This is a genomic window from Ohtaekwangia kribbensis (assembly GCF_042676245.1).
Lineage (GTDB): Bacteria > Bacteroidota > Bacteroidia > Cytophagales > Cyclobacteriaceae > Ohtaekwangia > Ohtaekwangia kribbensis.
This window is the reverse complement of record NZ_JBHTKA010000003.1, coordinates 208,926-225,808: the sequence shown is the minus strand read 5'-3', so window position 1 is coordinate 225,808 and position 16,883 is coordinate 208,926. Positions and strand designations below refer to the sequence as shown.

General features: G+C 43.7%; 14 protein-coding genes. 12 read left to right on the top strand and 2 right to left on the bottom strand.

Going from position 1 to position 16,883, the window contains the following annotated elements; all coding sequences use genetic code 11:
- Positions 1-133 precede the first annotated feature (133 nt).
- The 12 genes from ACFQ21_RS11525 to ACFQ21_RS11470 all read left to right on the top strand — a co-directional run bounded on the left by ACFQ21_RS11525 (position 134) and on the right by ACFQ21_RS11470 (position 15,307).
- Positions 134-1,021, top strand: a complete 888-nt coding sequence (locus ACFQ21_RS11525) for a branched-chain amino acid transaminase (protein ID WP_377579100.1) — start codon at positions 134-136, stop codon at positions 1,019-1,021.
- 151 nt (positions 1,022-1,172) lie between these two features.
- Positions 1,173-2,858: a dihydroxy-acid dehydratase gene (ilvD, locus tag ACFQ21_RS11520; protein ID WP_377579098.1), complete on the top strand. Its 1,686-nt coding sequence runs from the start codon at positions 1,173-1,175 to the stop codon at positions 2,856-2,858.
- Positions 2,833-4,587 carry a biosynthetic-type acetolactate synthase large subunit gene (ilvB, locus tag ACFQ21_RS11515; RefSeq protein WP_377579096.1) on the top strand — a complete coding sequence of 585 codons (1,755 nt, stop codon included), beginning with the start codon at positions 2,833-2,835 and terminating at the stop codon, positions 4,585-4,587. The genes ilvD and ilvB overlap by 26 nt, the downstream gene beginning before the upstream one ends.
- A gap of 72 nt (positions 4,588-4,659) precedes the next feature.
- Positions 4,660-4,953 carry a hypothetical protein gene (locus ACFQ21_RS11510; protein WP_377579094.1) on the top strand — a complete coding sequence of 98 codons (294 nt, stop codon included), beginning with the start codon at positions 4,660-4,662 and terminating at the stop codon, positions 4,951-4,953.
- A 62-nt stretch (positions 4,954-5,015) separates the two neighbouring features.
- A complete protein-coding gene (gene ilvC, locus ACFQ21_RS11505) occupies positions 5,016-6,086 on the top strand; it encodes a ketol-acid reductoisomerase (RefSeq protein WP_377579092.1) in 1,071 nt (356 codons plus the stop codon).
- A 63-nt stretch (positions 6,087-6,149) separates the two neighbouring features.
- A complete protein-coding gene (gene ilvA / locus ACFQ21_RS11500; protein ID WP_377579090.1) occupies positions 6,150-7,403 on the top strand; it encodes a threonine ammonia-lyase IlvA in 1,254 nt (417 codons plus the stop codon).
- Between the two features lie 147 nt (positions 7,404-7,550).
- Positions 7,551-9,497 (top strand): ATP-dependent DNA helicase, encoded by a 1,947-nt coding sequence (locus ACFQ21_RS11495; protein WP_377579088.1) that lies wholly within the window; start codon positions 7,551-7,553, stop codon positions 9,495-9,497.
- Between the two features lie 267 nt (positions 9,498-9,764).
- Positions 9,765-11,171 (top strand): 3-isopropylmalate dehydratase large subunit, encoded by a 1,407-nt coding sequence (gene leuC / locus ACFQ21_RS11490; RefSeq protein WP_377579086.1) that lies wholly within the window; start codon positions 9,765-9,767, stop codon positions 11,169-11,171.
- A gap of 39 nt (positions 11,172-11,210) precedes the next feature.
- Positions 11,211-11,798 carry a 3-isopropylmalate dehydratase small subunit gene (gene leuD, locus ACFQ21_RS11485; RefSeq protein WP_377579084.1) on the top strand — a complete coding sequence of 196 codons (588 nt, stop codon included), beginning with the start codon at positions 11,211-11,213 and terminating at the stop codon, positions 11,796-11,798.
- Positions 11,799-11,874: 76 nt separating this feature from the next.
- Positions 11,875-12,975, top strand: coding sequence for a 3-isopropylmalate dehydrogenase (leuB, locus tag ACFQ21_RS11480; RefSeq protein WP_377579082.1), 1,101 nt, complete (start codon positions 11,875-11,877; stop codon positions 12,973-12,975).
- A gap of 82 nt (positions 12,976-13,057) precedes the next feature.
- A complete protein-coding gene (locus ACFQ21_RS11475) occupies positions 13,058-14,221 on the top strand; it encodes a 2-isopropylmalate synthase (protein ID WP_377579080.1) in 1,164 nt (387 codons plus the stop codon).
- A gap of 252 nt (positions 14,222-14,473) precedes the next feature.
- Positions 14,474-15,307, top strand: a complete 834-nt coding sequence (locus ACFQ21_RS11470) for a sugar phosphate isomerase/epimerase family protein (RefSeq protein WP_377579078.1) — start codon at positions 14,474-14,476, stop codon at positions 15,305-15,307.
- Between the two features lie 113 nt (positions 15,308-15,420).
- Here the strand turns inward: ACFQ21_RS11470 and ACFQ21_RS11465 are convergent, their stop codons facing one another.
- Both ACFQ21_RS11465 and ACFQ21_RS11460 read right to left on the bottom strand, forming a co-directional pair.
- Complete coding sequence (locus tag ACFQ21_RS11465; RefSeq protein WP_377579076.1) at positions 15,421-15,852, bottom strand: acyl-CoA thioesterase; 432 nt, start codon at positions 15,850-15,852, stop codon at positions 15,421-15,423.
- A 56-nt stretch (positions 15,853-15,908) separates the two neighbouring features.
- Complete coding sequence (locus ACFQ21_RS11460) at positions 15,909-16,820, bottom strand: aspartyl protease family protein (protein WP_377579074.1); 912 nt, start codon at positions 16,818-16,820, stop codon at positions 15,909-15,911.
- Positions 16,821-16,883: the final 63 nt, after the last annotated feature.

Below are 16,883 nucleotides of genomic sequence, written 5' to 3'. Positions count from 1 at the left end.
TGTCAGCATTCTACTTGTCAAACCCGCGGGGGCGATAGTGGTATAATTTTTTAATAAAAAAATCACAAACCGCCCCGATAGCCTCGGGGCGGTTTTGTTTTATATAAAAAACTACAAACTAACAGTTGTAAATATGTACTACACGAAAGACACGATCTTATTCCTGAATGGCAAGTTCATAAAGGCTGTTGATGCGCATACGGATTTGTATAGTCAATCGCTTCACTATGGATTTGGTGCATTCGAAGGGATCCGTGCCTATCAAACCATGAATGGTGTAAAGATCTTCAAAGCGTATGAACACTTTGAACGTCTGAAGAAAAGTTGTGCGTTAGTTGGAATACCATTCCACTACGAAACCGAAGAACTCATCCAGATAGCATATCAGTTACTGGAGAAGAATGATATGAGTGATGCCTATATCAGACCGTTGGTATACTGCGGACCCAACATGCAGCTTACACATACCGATGAAGTTTACCTGATGATGTGTACCTGGGAGTGGGATAAATATCATGGTGAGAAACAACTGAAGATGTGTGTTTCATCCTACCAGCGCCCCAACCCGAACTCACTCAAGATGGAAGCAAAAGTTACCGGTCATTATGTAAACTCAATCCTGGCAACAAGCGAAGCAAAAGTTAGAGGCTATGATGAAGCACTGATGCTCGATATGAATGGCTTTGTTGCTGAAGCACCCGGAGCAAATTTTTTCATGGAGAAAGATGGAGTGTTATATACTCCTTCACTCGGACATATACTTCCGGGTATAACACGTCAAACAGTAATTAACATTTGCCGTGAGTTAGATATACCGGTGAAAGAAAAACAAATCAAAGTAGAAGAACTCGAAACTGCAGACAGCGCATTTTTGTGTGGCACCGCTGCTGAAATAGCAGGCATTGAATCGATCGATGCAAAGCCATTCAAAAAAGAATGGTTTGATAGTCTGGGTGCTACCGTGCAGGAAGCCTATAAATGTCAGGTACTCGAGAAATCATTTAGTTACGTTATCATCTAAACAACCAGATGTCCGTGGATGAGGAGTATCCTTCGGGATACTTCCATCATCTGCGAGATAATAGAACTTAACAATGCAGACATCCCGGTTTGTAGCGGGATACGACTCAGAAGGGAAGAAAATTTTTTTAACTAATCATTAACCAAAAAACGTGAGTAAAGAACTTAACAAGTACAGCAAGACCTTAACGCAAGATCCAACCTTGCCTGCTGCCCAAGCCATGTTATACGGAATCGGCCTTACCGATGAAGACATGCAAAAAGCACAGGTCGGTATAGTCAGTACAGGGTATGATGGCAACACCTGCAACATGCACCTGAACAAACTTGCACAGGATGTAAAAACGGCTGTATGGAATAACGAACTCGTTGGCTTGATCTTCAACACCATTGGTGTAAGCGATGGTATGAGTAATGGTACGGAAGGTATGCGTTACTCACTCGTGAGTCGCGAGATTATCGCTGACTCTATCGAAGCTGTATGTGGTGCTCAATACTACGATGGATTGATTGCTGTAGTAGGTTGCGATAAAAATATGCCCGGAGCGTTGATCGCCATGGGAAGATTGAATCGTCCTGCCATCATGGTATATGGTGGTACCATCGCTGGTGGAGACTGGAAAGGGCAAGAGCTCAACATCATCTCTGCGTTCGAAGCATTAGGACAGAAGATGGCCGGTAAACTTTCACCGGAAGATTTCAAAGGTATAGTTAAGAATTCATGTCCGGGTGCCGGTGCGTGTGGTGGTATGTATACTGCTAACACCATGGCTTCCGCTATAGAAGCACTCGGTATGTCATTGCCGTACTCATCATCAAACCCTGCTACCAGCAAGGACAAGATCGATGAATGTATAGCATCCGGTAAAGCTATACACAATCTGCTTGCACTGGATCTGAAGCCGCGCGACATCATGACGTTCAAAGCATTTGAAAATGCAATTACCGTAGTGATGGCGTTGGGTGGATCGACCAATGCAGTACTTCACCTCATCGCGATGGCGAAGTCTGTAGATGTAAAGATTACACAGGAAGATTTCCAGCGTATATCAGATAAAACTCCATTAATCGCTGACTTCAAACCAAGTGGTAAATATCTGATGGAAGCACTGCACAAGATTGGTGGTGTTCCTTCGGTGATGAAGTATTTATTGGAGAAAGGATTTTTACATGGCGACTGTATAACCGTAACAGGTAAAACACTTGCTGAAAATGTGAAAGATGCTCCGTCACTTGACTTCGCGAAGCAGGATGTTATACACCCGATCGAAACTCCGCTCAAGCCGACAGCACACTTGCAGATACTCTATGGTAATCTTGCCGAGAAAGGTTCTGTAGCAAAGATCACCGGTAAAGAAGGCGAACGATTCAAAGGACCAGCAAGAGTATTCAACGGCGAGTTCGAACTCGTGGCCGGCATACAAAGCGGTCGTGTGAAAGAAGGCGATGTAGTTGTGATACGCTATGTAGGACCGAAAGGTGCACCGGGTATGCCGGAGATGTTGAAGCCAACATCGGCTATCATGGGAGCAGGTCTCGGTAAATCTGTAGCCATGATTACAGACGGACGTTTCTCCGGAGGTTCACACGGATTTGTAATTGGCCACATTACACCCGAAGGATACGAGGGCGGATTGATCGCTCTTGTAGAAGAAAATGATCTCATCGAAATAGACATACAGAAACATACCATTAACCTGTTGGTGGATGAGAAGACGATAGCCCAGCGTAGAGCAGCCTGGAAAAAACCAGGACTGAATGCTAAGAACGGAATTTTATTGAAGTATGCTAAACAAGTAAAAACTGCTGCTGATGGATGCGTTACTGACGAAGACTAAACCTGCTGCCGAAAAAGGAATTCAGGAAAAGAAAAAGATTACTGGTTCAGAAGTCTTATTGAATTCTCTTGTCGCAGAAGGAGTCGATATAATTTTTGGATACCCGGGCGGAGCGATCATGCCGGTATACGATGCGTTGTACGGCTATGCCGACAAACTCAATCATATACTGGTTCGTCATGAGCAGGGCGCTATACATGCAGCACAAGGCTATGCCCGCGTATCGGGAAGAACAGGGGTTGTATTTGCAACGTCCGGGCCAGGCGCCACAAACCTGGTAACAGGTCTTGCAGACGCAGCGATCGATTCAACACCATTGGTATGTATCACCGGTCAGGTATTTGCACACCTGTTGGGAACAGATGCTTTCCAGGAAACCGATGTGATAAACACAACCCTGCCGGTAACAAAATGGAATGTACAGGTTGCTGAAGCTAAAGATATAGCACCTGCTGTTGCCAAAGCATTCTATATCGCAAAAACCGGTCGTCCGGGACCTGTGCTCATCGATATCACGAAGAATGCACAGAACGAATTGATCGAAGAAGTTGAGTATAAAAAATGCGATCACATCCGTACCTATAAACCGAAGCCGGTTCTTCAACCTTTACAAGTTGAAAAGGCTGCTGAGTTGATCAACGGAGCGAAACGTCCCTATATATTGGCCGGACAAGGTATATTGTTGTCAGGTGCTACGAAAGAGTTGATCGCATTTTCCGAGAAGACGGGTATACCAGTAGCCTGTACGTTGCTTGGTCTGGGAGCATTCCCGACTGACCATCCAAACTATGTAGGTTATCTCGGCATGCATGGTAATTATGGTCCGAATATCAATACCAATGAGTGCGATGTACTCATCGGCATCGGTATGCGTTTTGACGATCGTGTAACTGGCAACGTAAGTAAATATGCTACCCAAGCCAAAGTAGTACACATCGATATCGATAAAGCAGAGATCAACAAGATCATCAAGACAGAAGCCTTTATCCATGCCGATGCAAAAGAAGCATTGGAAGCACTCATACAGAAATGTAATGCAGGCAAACACACCGAGTGGGTTGACAGCTTCCACAAGCTTAACGACATCGAGTATAATAAAGTCATACACCGTGAATGTAATCCTACAGAGAAAATCACGATGGGTGAAGTGATCTATAATCTTTCGAACTTATCGAAAGGTGAAGCGATCGTTGTTACTGATGTAGGACAGCATCAAATGGTAACATCGCGTTACTATAAATATAAGAATCCTAGAACCAACGTAACATCAGGTGGCGCAGGTACCATGGGCTTTGCATTACCGGCAGCATTGGGCGCTAAACTTGCAAAACCTCAAAACCAGGTTATTGCAGTTATAGGTGATGGCGGATATCAGATGACGGTTCAGGAATTAGGAACGATCATGCAGTATGAAATACCGGTAAAGATAATGGTGTTGAATAACAGCTTTCTCGGCATGGTACGCCAGTGGCAGCAGCTGTTCCACGGCAAGCGTTACTCGTTTACCGAGATGACAAACCCTGACTTCATTAAACTGGCGGGTGCGTACAACATCAAGGCGCGTAAGGTTGAAGTTCGTGATGATCTGAATGAAGCACTGCAGGAAATGCTTGACTCGAAAACTTCATACTTCCTCGAAGTAGTAGTAGGTAAAGAAGACAACGTATTCCCGATGGTACCCGCAGGTGCAGGAGTATCGGATGTACTATTGGAAGCACCTCCTTGCTAAACCAGTAACTCACACACTATATCTCACACCTCACACTCCTAGTGGCTAGCAGCCAGTAACTAGAAACTAATTATGAAACAGGACTTCACATTAGAAATACATTCAGATAATAACTTTTCGGTTTTGAACCGGATCGTTAATATACTGAACCGGAGAAGAGTAAGGATAAAACGACTGATCGCGCACGAAGCAGAAGATGATTTCCGCAGAGGTGTTGCCGTATTGTTGCTTTTCACAACCGAAGACATGATGGAAAAAGTAAAACATCAGCTTGAAAAACTGATCGAAGTAGAGCATGCGCTATATTATTCTGGCAGCGATCTTTACTGCGAACTCAGCGCTAAACACAACGAACAGGCGGTATAGTATATATAACTGCACTAAAAAACTAAAACTCATAAACACGTAAAAACTTAAACACAATAAAAATGGCAAAGATTAATTTCGGCGGAACCATAGAAGAAGTAGTAACTCGCGAAGAGTTCCCAATGGAAAAAGCTCTGGACGTAATGAAGAATGAAACCATTGCAATCATTGGATACGGTGTACAAGGTCCTGCACAGGCTCTTAACCTTCGTGACAATGGTTTTAAAGTAATCATTGGTCAGCGTAAAGGATCAAAGACCTGGGATAAAGCAGTTGAACACGGATGGGTTCCTGGCGAAACATTGTTCGAGATTGAAGAAGCAGCAAAAAAAGGAACCGTTATTCAATTCCTTCTTTCAGATGCTGGTCAGATCGAACTGTGGCCTACTATTAAGCCCTATATCACAAAAGGAAAGACCCTATATTTCTCTCACGGCTTCGGTATAACTTTCAAAGATCAGACAAACATTATTCCTTCTGCTGATGTAGATGTAATTCTGGCTGCTCCAAAAGGATCCGGTACATCGGTACGCAGATTGTTCCTGCAAGGTAAAGGTATCAACGCCAGCTACGCTGTATTCCAGGATGCAACCGGCAATGCTAAAACAAAAGCTATAGCATTGGGTATCGGTGTAGGTGCAGGTTACTTGTTTGAGACAGACTTCAGAAAAGAAGTATACTCTGATCTTACCGGTGAGCGCGGAACATTGATGGGTGCTATCGCAGGTATATTCGAAGCTCAGTACGAAGTGCTGCGTTCAAAAGGTCACACACCTTCAGAAGCATTCAACGAAACCGTTGAAGAATTAACACAGTCGCTCATGCCACTGGTTGCTGAGAACGGTATGGACTGGATGTACGCTAACTGTTCTACAACAGCACAGCGTGGCGCGCTTGACTGGAAGAAGAAATTCAAGGCTGCTACACTTCCTGTGTTCAAAGAACTTTACGAAAGCGTAGAGTCAGGTGCTGAAGCAAAACGTACGATCGATACTTGTAGCAAGCCTGACTACCGCGAGAAACTCGCAGAAGAATTGAAAGAACTTCGCGAAAGCGAACTGTGGCAAGCCGGTGCTGCCGTACGCAAACTGCGTCCGGAGAAGCAGCAGGTTGAAGCCAGCATGATAAACTAATTTATATATAGCTATACCACTTGCTGCATGTAAAGCAGCAAGTGGTAAGCTTTGAAGATCACTATGTCAACAACAACACAAACATATACCCTGAATGTCAACGCAGCCGCGGAAGTATTAAAATCCGTAGTGCTGAAAACACCGTTGCAGTACCATCGCAAGCTTTCTGAAAAATTCAAGGCAGAGATTTACGTAAAACGTGAAGACCTGCAGGTAGTGCGCTCTTATAAATTGCGCGGTGCCTATAATTTGATTCAAAGCTTAACGGAAGAGCAACGTAAACGTGGGGTAGTTTGTGCCAGTGCCGGGAACCATGCGCAAGGTGTAGCGTTCTCGTGCAAACATCTGGATATAAAAGGTGTGATCTATATGCCGGCCATTACGCCCAAGCAGAAGATTAACCAGGTAAAAATGTTCGGTGGCGATAACATCGAGATTGTACTCACGGGTGATACATTTGACGAATGCCAGGCGCATGCGTTAGAGTTTACACAGAAGAACAACATGGTGTTCATTCCGCCATTCGATCATGTGAAAGTGATTGAAGGACAAGGAACCGTTGCCAAAGAAATACTCGATGAAGTATCCGGTATAGATTACGTCTTCGTACCTATCGGTGGAGGTGGATTGTGTGCCGGCCTGGGTGAATACTTCAGAACATATTCTCCTCAAACAAAAATTATAGGTGTAGAGCCAACCGGTGCGCCTTCTATGAAGGAAGCACTGAAAGAAGGTAAACCTGTAAAACTTGAAAAGATACAACGCTTTGTAGATGGAGCATCTGTACAACGTGTAGGTGACTTAACATTTTCATTCTGCAAAGAAATACTGGCCGACATGCTGCTGGTGCCGGAAGGAAAAGTGAGCTCTACTATACTTCAGCTCTATAACCAGGATGCCATTGTAGCAGAACCTGCGGGAGCGCTTTCAATTGCTGCACTGGATCAGTATGCAGAACAGATCAAAGGTAAAAAAGTTGTGTGTATACTCAGCGGTGGTAACAACGACATCGATCGCATGCAGGAGATCAAAGAACGATCACTGCTATACGAAGGACTAAAACATTATTTCATCGTGCGCTTTGCACAGCGCCCTGGTGCACTGAAAGAATTTGTGAACCAGATACTCGGTCCCACCGATGATATTGTTCGCTTCGAATTCATTCAAAAACATAACAAAGAAACAGGTCCGGCATTGATCGGTATTGAAGTGAAATCAACCGAAGACTTCAAATCATTGATCGAGCGCATGGATAGCCACAAGCTGAATTATACGCTTGTGAATCAGAACGAAAACCTGTTCGAATATTTAGTGTAGAATTTTTATGTCCCGCATATATACTTGAATGCCACTACCTCAGTGGCATTTTTGTTTAGATCGAGTCTGGTGTAGCAACGATTTTTGGTTTCCGCAACGGGCGCAGAGATACGCAGATTGAATGCATAGAAAATAATGCAGGCATGTATGCCTGCATTGTCTGTGAAAATCTGTCCCGATAACTATCGGGACGGACAACAAAATTTTAATTACCTTCACACGGTGATGCAGAATATAGCAGGCATGATAACCCCGTTAGACAGTAACCCGATTTTTGATTTAGCTGCAAACCTTGTCAACCAAACAAACCGGCATATTTTTCTTACCGGTAAAGCCGGTACCGGTAAAACAACTTTTCTGAAGTATATAAAAGAGCATTCTCCCAAGAAGAGCGTTATAGTAGCACCCACCGGTATAGCTGCGATCAATTGTGGAGGCGTAACGATTCACTCGTTTTTTCAATTGCCGTTTGGTCCATTTATACCCGTGCCACAGCGAGTGGATAATGATTCTGCTGAGTTATCGGATGCCTATACCTTGCTGCAAAATCTTCGTATTCACAATGAAAAGCGTGAACTGTTTGAAGAGATTGAGTTGCTGATCATTGATGAGATTTCCATGGTGCGATGTGATGTGCTTGATGCGATCGATGTTGTGCTTCGCCACGTTCGCAAGAAGCGGGGTATTCCGTTCGGTGGTGTACAAATGATTTATATAGGTGATCTCTTTCAATTGCCGCCTGTTGTGCAGGAACACGAGTGGAGTATACTTCGTAATTTCTATCGTACACCTTTTTTCTTTCATGCTAAAGTTATCGAGCAGATACCACCGCTCATTATTGAATTGCAAAAGATATATAGGCAGCAGGATCCGTTGTTTATCGATCTACTGAATCGTGTTCGAAATAATATAACTTCTCAGGAGGATTTGGAATTACTGAATAGCTGCCACAACAAATCACTTATTCCAAATGAAACCGAAGCTGTTATTACATTAACGTCACACAACTACCTCGCAGACCGCATCAATACCGAAGAACTTGCCAAGTTACCGGGAGAACCATCTTTGTTTGATGGAACCGTGGATGGTGATTTTCCTGCCAAATCTTATCCAACAGAAAAGCAGCTGGTTTTGAAGGAAGGCGTTCAGATCATGTTTATTAAAAATGACATGAAGCAGAAGGAGAGGAGGTATTACAATGGTAAACTCGGACGTATATCCTGTATTGATGGTGAAAAGGTATATGTAGAATTTCCGGGTGAATCGGAACATCTCGTGCTGGAGCGTGAAGTGTGGAGGAATATCCGATATGTATATAATCCGAAAGAGCAACTGGTGGAAGAGCAGGAATTAGGACAATTCAGCCAGTTCCCGATACGACTGGCCTGGGCGATTACGATTCATAAAAGTCAGGGACTTACGTTTCAGAAAATAATTATTGACGCTGCCAATTCATTCTCTGCCGGACAGGTATATGTAGCATTGAGCCGCTGTACTTCGCTGCAAGGTATAGCACTGAAATCATCTATAACGAACAAAAGCATTCAAACTGATGAACGTATTCTGAGCTTTATGCAGCAGAGTACATCCGTGCAGGAATTGCAACGTATATACCAAGACGAAAAGCATCAATACTTATATAGCATTCTGATAAAGGCTTTTGAATGGAATGCCGTTTCGAATCAGATCGATGCGATCATGCATGTATTCGATAAGCGAAACATCCCTCACAAAGAAGAGGCTGTAGCGCTGATGCAGACTATATATACCTGGATTGAAGAGAATAAAAAAGTAAGCCGGAGTTTTCAGCGGCATTTATATGCCTGGATGAAAGAAGCATCTGACCAGGAAGATTACACACATGTACACCAACGCGTAGACGATGCATCAAAATACTTTTCAACAAAAATGAATGAAGAAGTTATAGGGCCTTTGGAGCGACATATAGATGCAACACGCAAGATGAAGAAAGTACGCAAGTACCTGAAGGATGTTCAACTCCTGCTTCGTATACTTTTGTTACAGCAAAAATCGATGGTGCAATCCAAAGAATTACTCTTGGTTAGTAATCCTCAACAACCAATCAGTCGTTAGTTTTGTTAAATATTTTTTAACAATTCGTTGATGTACCCCTTAACTTTTTCCATCTTCGTGTTTCAGGAGCCCCTCTGTGTAGAAAAGATTTTTTAAATGATCAAATCATCTGAAAGTGATGTTTTGAAATAAAGTATAAAGCATTCGTATCGTCCCGTCTGAGCATTGCCCAGACGGGACGTTTCGTTTTTTAGGGATCAGGACAAACTAACACTTGTTCTATTCCGAGTTATAAACAGTAAAATAAATTAAGACTTAAACTGAGACATGAGTCAACCGAAAACACTGTTCGACAAAATCTGGGATGCACATGTGGTGAAGAAAAGTGAAGGGTACCCGGATGTAGTGTACATCGACCGTCACTTCATTCACGAAGTAACCAGCCCGCAAGCTTTTGATGGATTACGCAAACGTGGCATCAAAGTTTTTAATCCGGCCCGTACAACGGCTACACCGGATCACAACGTACCAACCAAAGATCAGCACCTTCCGATCAAGGAAGCACTCTCTCGCCACCAGGTAGAAACACTTCGAAAAAATACAGCCGAGTTTGGCGTAACACTTTACGATCTTGGACATCCATTCCAGGGAATCGTTCATATCATTGGTCCGGAGTTGGGATTAACCTTGCCGGGCATGACCATCGTATGTGGTGATAGTCATACATCTACACACGGTGCTTTTGGAAGTATAGCATTTGGTATAGGTACCAGCGAAGTAGAGCAGGTGCTGGCTACACAATGTATACTGCAGTATCGTCCGAAGACCATGCGTATCGAGATCAACGGTAAGCTTGGTAAAGGCGTAGTATCAAAAGATATTATCCTATATATCATTTCTAAAATTTCTGCGAGTGGTGCCACCGGATTCTTTGTTGAGTATGCCGGTGAAGCAATTCGTAATCTCTCCATGGAGGCGCGTATGACCATCTGTAACATGAGCATCGAAATGGGTGCACGTGGTGGTTTGATTGCTCCGGATGAGACAACGTTCAATTATATCAAAGGGAGAAAGTTTGCACCGCAGGGAGCAGAGTTTGATAAACTCGTTGAGAAGTGGAGTACATTGAAAACTGATGAAGGTGCTAAATACGATCAGGTATTAACCTATGATGCTGCAGATATAGCACCGATGATTACCTACGGAACCAATCCGGGTATGGGTATAAAGGTTACAGACCGTATCCCTACCGTTGCAGAACTCAGCGACATCAGCGAACAAAATTCATTTACAAAGTCATTGGAGTATATGGGCCTTGAACAAGGTTCACAACTTCTTGGTAAATCAGTTGACTATGTGTTCATCGGAAGCTGTACCAATGCGCGCATTGAAGACTTAAGACTTGTTGCTTCCATCGTGAAAGGCAAGAAGAAAGCAGAAGGCGTTGAAGTATGGGTAGTGCCTGGTTCAAAACAAGTAGAAGAGCAGGCGCGCAAAGAAGGTCTGCACAAAATATTTGAAGAAGCAGGTTTTGAATTACGCGAACCCGGATGTTCAGCTTGCCTTGGTATGAACGAAGATAAAATTCCTGCCGGCAAATATTGCATCAGTACATCGAACCGAAACTTCGAAGGGAGACAAGGACCGAAGTCCAGAACATTCCTGGCAAGTCCGCTAAGTGCAGCCGCTGCGGCTATAACAGGAAAAGTGACAGACGTACGCGAACTGGTATAATTACGATTAACGTTTAACGAATAACTGATAACGAACATCATGGCAAAAGAGAAATTCACAACGTTAAAAAGTCGCGCAGTACCACTGTCGATTGAAAATATAGATACTGACCAGATCATTCCTGCACGTTTCCTGAAAGCTACTACACGCGATGGCTTCGGAGAAAATTTATTCAGAGACTGGCGCTATAACAGCGACAATACTCCGAAAGCAGATTTTGTTCTGAACGATAATACATACTCCGGACAAATACTGGTAGCCGGCAAAAACTTCGGCTGTGGCAGTAGTCGTGAGCACGCAGCGTGGGCTATAGCTGACTATGGCTTTCGCGTAGTGATCTCCAGCTTCTTTGCAGACATATTCAAGAACAATGCATTGAACAACGCTACACTTCCGGTACAGGTAACAGATGCATTTCTGAAAAAAATATTTGCAGCGATCGAGAAAAATCCTGCCACTACCATCACTGTAGATCTCGAAAATCAGAAAGTAACACTTGAAGACGGCTCATCCGAATCATTTGATATCAATGCCTATAAAAAGATCTGTCTTGCAAATGGCTACGATGATATCGACTATCTGCTAAGCCTCCGCGAAGAAATAAAACAATTCGAAACCGCGCGCTAGGTATATACTGGCATCAACACACTCACATTACTCGAAGCTCGCAACTGGCAGCTCACAGCTTAAAAAGAATTTTGTAATGAAAAAGAAAATCGTAATACTCCCCGGAGACGGAATCGGAAAAGAAGTAACGGCTTGTGGCAAGAAAGTGCTCGAGCAGGTAGCCGAATGCTTTGGGCATCAATTTTCATTTGACTATGCTACCATCGGTCACGAAGCCATCGAAGCTACTGGCAATCCTCTGCCGGATGAATCGCTTGAGAAAATGAAGAACTCGGATGCTATACTCTTCGGAGCTGTAGGACATCCTAAATATGATAACGACCCTACTGCAAAGGTTCGTCCGGAGCAAGGTCTTTTGAAGATGCGTAAAGAATTGGGACTATATGCCAACCTTCGCCCGATAAAACTTTTTGATGAACTCCTTGCAGCTTCCAGCATCAAACCTGAGATTCTGAAAGGTGCCGATATACTCTTCTTCCGTGAACTTACCGGAGATGTATACTTTGGTGAGCGCGGACGCAAGGAGCAAGGTGCAACAGCGTACGATACAATGATATACTCTCGCTACGAAGTAGAGCGTATAGCTCACAAGGCTTTTAAAGCTGCGCTTACACGTGGAAAGAAAGTTACATCCGTTGATAAGGCTAACGTACTGGAAAGCTCACGACTGTGGAGAGAAGTAGTGCAGGAAGTTGCCAAGCAATATCCGGATGTAACGGTAGAGCACATGTTTGTAGATGCTGCTGCCATGAAGCTCATTCAGAACCCACGCAGCTTTGATGTAGTGGTAACCGGAAACCTCTTTGGAGATATACTTACTGATGAAGCATCGCAGATCGCGGGCTCTATGGGTATGCTTGCCTCCGCATCTGTAGGTGATACAGTAGGACTTTACGAACCCATTCACGGAAGTGCGCATGATATTACTGGTAAAGGTATAGCGAACCCGCTGGCATCTATACTTTCCGCTGCATTGTTGCTTGATATATCATTCGGATTAAAAGAAGAATCTGAAACAGTTATCAAAGCAGTAGAACAAACACTGCGCGATGGATACAGAACACGCGACATCGCAGATGCTTCTACAGCCCATGAGAAAATACTGGGTACAGAAGTAATGGGTAATGTAGTATGTAACAACGCTCGTATGCTGGTAAACTGCCAGGTAGCAGTATAAAATAAAGAGATATATAGTATAGGCACTTGATTAAGTGTCGTATCCCAATCCCAATAAAAAACAATAAACGGATAACGAAACCATGAGCAGAAAAATTGAAATCTTCGACACTACGCTTCGCGATGGCGAGCAAGTGCCCGGCTGTCAGTTATCAACCGATGAAAAGGTCGTGATTGCACGGGAGCTTGAGCTACTCGGAGTAGATGTTATTGAAGCGGGTTTCCCGATATCCAGTCCCGGTGATTTTCTTTCCGTAGTAGAGCTGTCCAAGGCAGTAAATGTAGGCGTATGTGCGCTGACACGCTCGAAGAAGGAAGATATAGATGTAGCAGGAGAAGCGCTGCATCATGCCAAACGCGGACGCATCCATACCGGTATTGGTTCTTCAGACATTCACATCAAGCATAAATTCAACACCACACGCGAGAAAGTTCTCGAACAAGCCGTGTGGGCTGTAGGCTATGCCAAATCAAAAGGTGTTGAAGTAGAATTCTTTGCCGAAGATGCGGGACGCGCTGACCTCGCGTTTTTAGCACAGATGGTGGAAGCTGTGATTGCTGCCGGTGCAGATGTAGTAAATATACCTGACACTACCGGCTATTGCTTACCACATTTATATGGCAAGCGTATTCAATACTTGTTCGATCATGTAAAGAATATACATAAGGCGACTATATCCGTACACTGTCATAACGATCTTGGTCTTGCTACCGCGAATACGATAGCAGGTTTGATGGCGGGCGCAGGACAAGCCGAAGTAACGATCAACGGTATTGGCGAACGTGCCGGTAATACTTCGCTGGAAGAAGTTGCCATGATCATCAAGACACACAAAGATCTTGGTTTACACACCAACCTGAAATCAGAAAAACTATATGCAATCAGCACACTGGTTTCGGATATGATGCGCATGCCGGTGCAACCGAACAAAGCTATTGTAGGTGCCAACGCATTTGCTCACTCATCCGGAATTCACCAGGATGGCTTTCTGAAGAACTCAGAGAACTATGAGATCATTAACCCGGCAGACGTAGGTGTACCAACATCATCTATATTATTAACGGCACGTAGCGGCCGTGCTGCGCTGAAGCACAGACTTGAATTGCTCGGCTACCAGCCAAACAAAACAGAGCTCGATCAATTGTATGAGAATTTCCTGATCGTGGCTGACGAGAAGAAAAGCGTTAACGATGAAGACCTGGTTGCCATCGTAGCCAACACACCGCTGCTCGTTCAAAGCAAATAGAAACCAAACCAAATCGTTTATACCTCGGAGAGCGTCATCGTATGGTGACGCTTTCTTTTTTTGGAGCCGTTATCCGTGAATCGTTATCCGTTATTCGTAACCTGGACGGAAAGTTTGATCTGTTGTTTAAACCTCTTGAAAATTAACTCCTGATAACGAATAACGGTTAATAGATAACGGTTAACGTCCGTAACTCCCACTTATCGATTGTTTCTTCAGAGAGTTTATTTATCTTGAAGAAGATTTTTCTCTATGCAATCCTCTCTAAAAAAAATCCTGGTATCACTCTTGGTGTTGGCCAGCCTTTCGTCTTTTGCGCAGGAAATAGGACTTCAGCTTTATAGCCTGCGAAACCAGTTTGCCAAAGATGTACCCGGTACAATGGCCAAAATCAGATCCTTCGGAATAAAAGAAATCGAAATAGGAGATACCTACGGATTGTCCTTTCCCGAATTCATCAAGCTCATCGCACAAAATCAGTTGCAGGTTGTAAGCTATGGAACCGACTTTGAAAGACTCATGAATTTTCCGCAGTCTGTAGCGGACGATGCGCGCGCGTACGGAGCCAAGTTTGTTGTTTGCTACTGGATTCCACACAAAGGCGATACATTAACCCTGGAAGATATAAACAAAGCAGCAGCGGTCTTTAACAAGGCCGGAAAAGTGCTTGCTCAAAACGGATTGCTGCTATGCTATCACCCGCACGGCTATGAATTTCAGCCGCACGAAAAGGGAACGTTGTTCGACTATATGGTAGATACTTTTGATGCCCGCTATGTATACCTGCAAATGGATGTATTCTGGATCAAGCAGGCCGGGCAAGATCCTGTTGCATTGCTAAAACGATATGCTAACCGTTGGATCATGCTTCATTTAAAAGATCGTAAACCCGGCACCCCCGGTAGTAAAAACGGACGGGTAGATGTAGAGACTAATGTGATCTTAGGACAAGGCGATGTAGGGATTGATGCCATCATGCGAACAGCCAAGTCTATCGGTATAAAACATTACTTTATCGAAGATGAATCTTCGCGCTCGGAAGAACAAATCCCGGCAAGTCTTCGCTATTTGAAGTCGTTGAAGTAATAGAAAGTTGGGAGACGGAAAGTCCGAAGGTCGGGAAGCCTGAAAGTTTCGGGGTAAACATACTATATCTATACCTGTCACATTAAGAATATAAGGAATTATAATCTTCAGAATTACTGTTTTAGTTTTTGTAATAAAATCTCCGGTATAGCTGCTATTTTTCTTTTCTCATAGTCAAAACATACTATACCTGTTTTGCCGCGGGCTACTTCTTTGCCGGTTTCTGTGTTTTCCAGCAAGTAATACATATCAAATCCGAAACGGGTAAACTCATCAATAGCAATTTTGACGGTAAGGCGATCGCCTAAAAATGCCTCCGACTTATATTGAATAGCGGCATCGGCTATAATTTGTCCGGTACTTCCTTCAAAGCTGATCTCATCTTTGAATCCGAGTGTGCGATATAAGACAATGCGTGCTTCCTGCATAATGGTGAGAACAGAGTCATTGCCCACATGCGCACCATAGTTGAGATCGGAAGCACGAACGGTAAGTTCGGTCGTGAAGATAAATGCATCCGGTAGGGTAATTTGTATACGAGCCATGGCGTGAAGTTATAAATTTCACGCCATGTGTATAGGGATTAAATCAGATAGACAGGTTAGGCTTTCTTAAAGCCTGCGTATCCTTTACAGTAATTCAATACGAAGGTATATTCCTTTAATATACTCATGCCGATGGATGCATGGTTATGCCACGGAGAATGAATGATACCCGTTTGAAGATTCGTCATTTCAAGCGAGGCGAGTTCAAGTCGGTCGGTTACAGTCTCAAACCCTTCAATCTCACCATTCAACCCGCGTCCCAGAATTTTTGTCGTTGCTCTGATGGAATAATTCTCCAGGTCGGTTGTTTTTAACAAGAGAGCAAGTGTAGAGCCGGTATCAATCATAAGGTCGCACACATGAGTTTTGTTTTTGTCTAGTACCACGCGGCAATCAATAATCGGCCTTGCATCGCTAATGCGTATCGGTACATGTATATATTCTGAACTCAGTGTAGCTGTTGATGCAGGCCGAAATGTAATCAATTGCTGGCGCGGGTTAAGCTCAACCTCAAATTTGGTAAAGATGTCGTACCCGATAACGCCATGCACATTATTATATACTCTGAAAAGATTCTGGTTGGGAATAATGATTACCGGAATTTTTTCGCCCAGCACTTTATCAATAGAAACCTTATTGTTTAAAGAGAGCGCACCATTAACAGGTCGGCCAGAACCGAGCCCTGAAAATTGTATCTTCTTGTCAGGTTCAAGGCTGAATAATTTCTGAAAGCGCTTTCCGAACAGCACCAGATTTCTGCATCCTGTATCCAGTATAAGGTTTACATGAATGGAGTCATTAATAATGACGGGCAGTAAAATGAGCTCATCTATATTCTTGTATCGGAATGATACTTCGTCTATATGATCAGGTATATAAAACCCTGCCCGGTTAGGAGCAGAGAACGATGGGAGGAACGAAACCAACAGCACATATGCTGCAACGAAATTTGTAAAGAACGCCTTCATACCAGGTAGCTTTTAGTATAGGAAAGCTACCCGTAAGTATAGTGCGGGGGCACACGCGTAAAG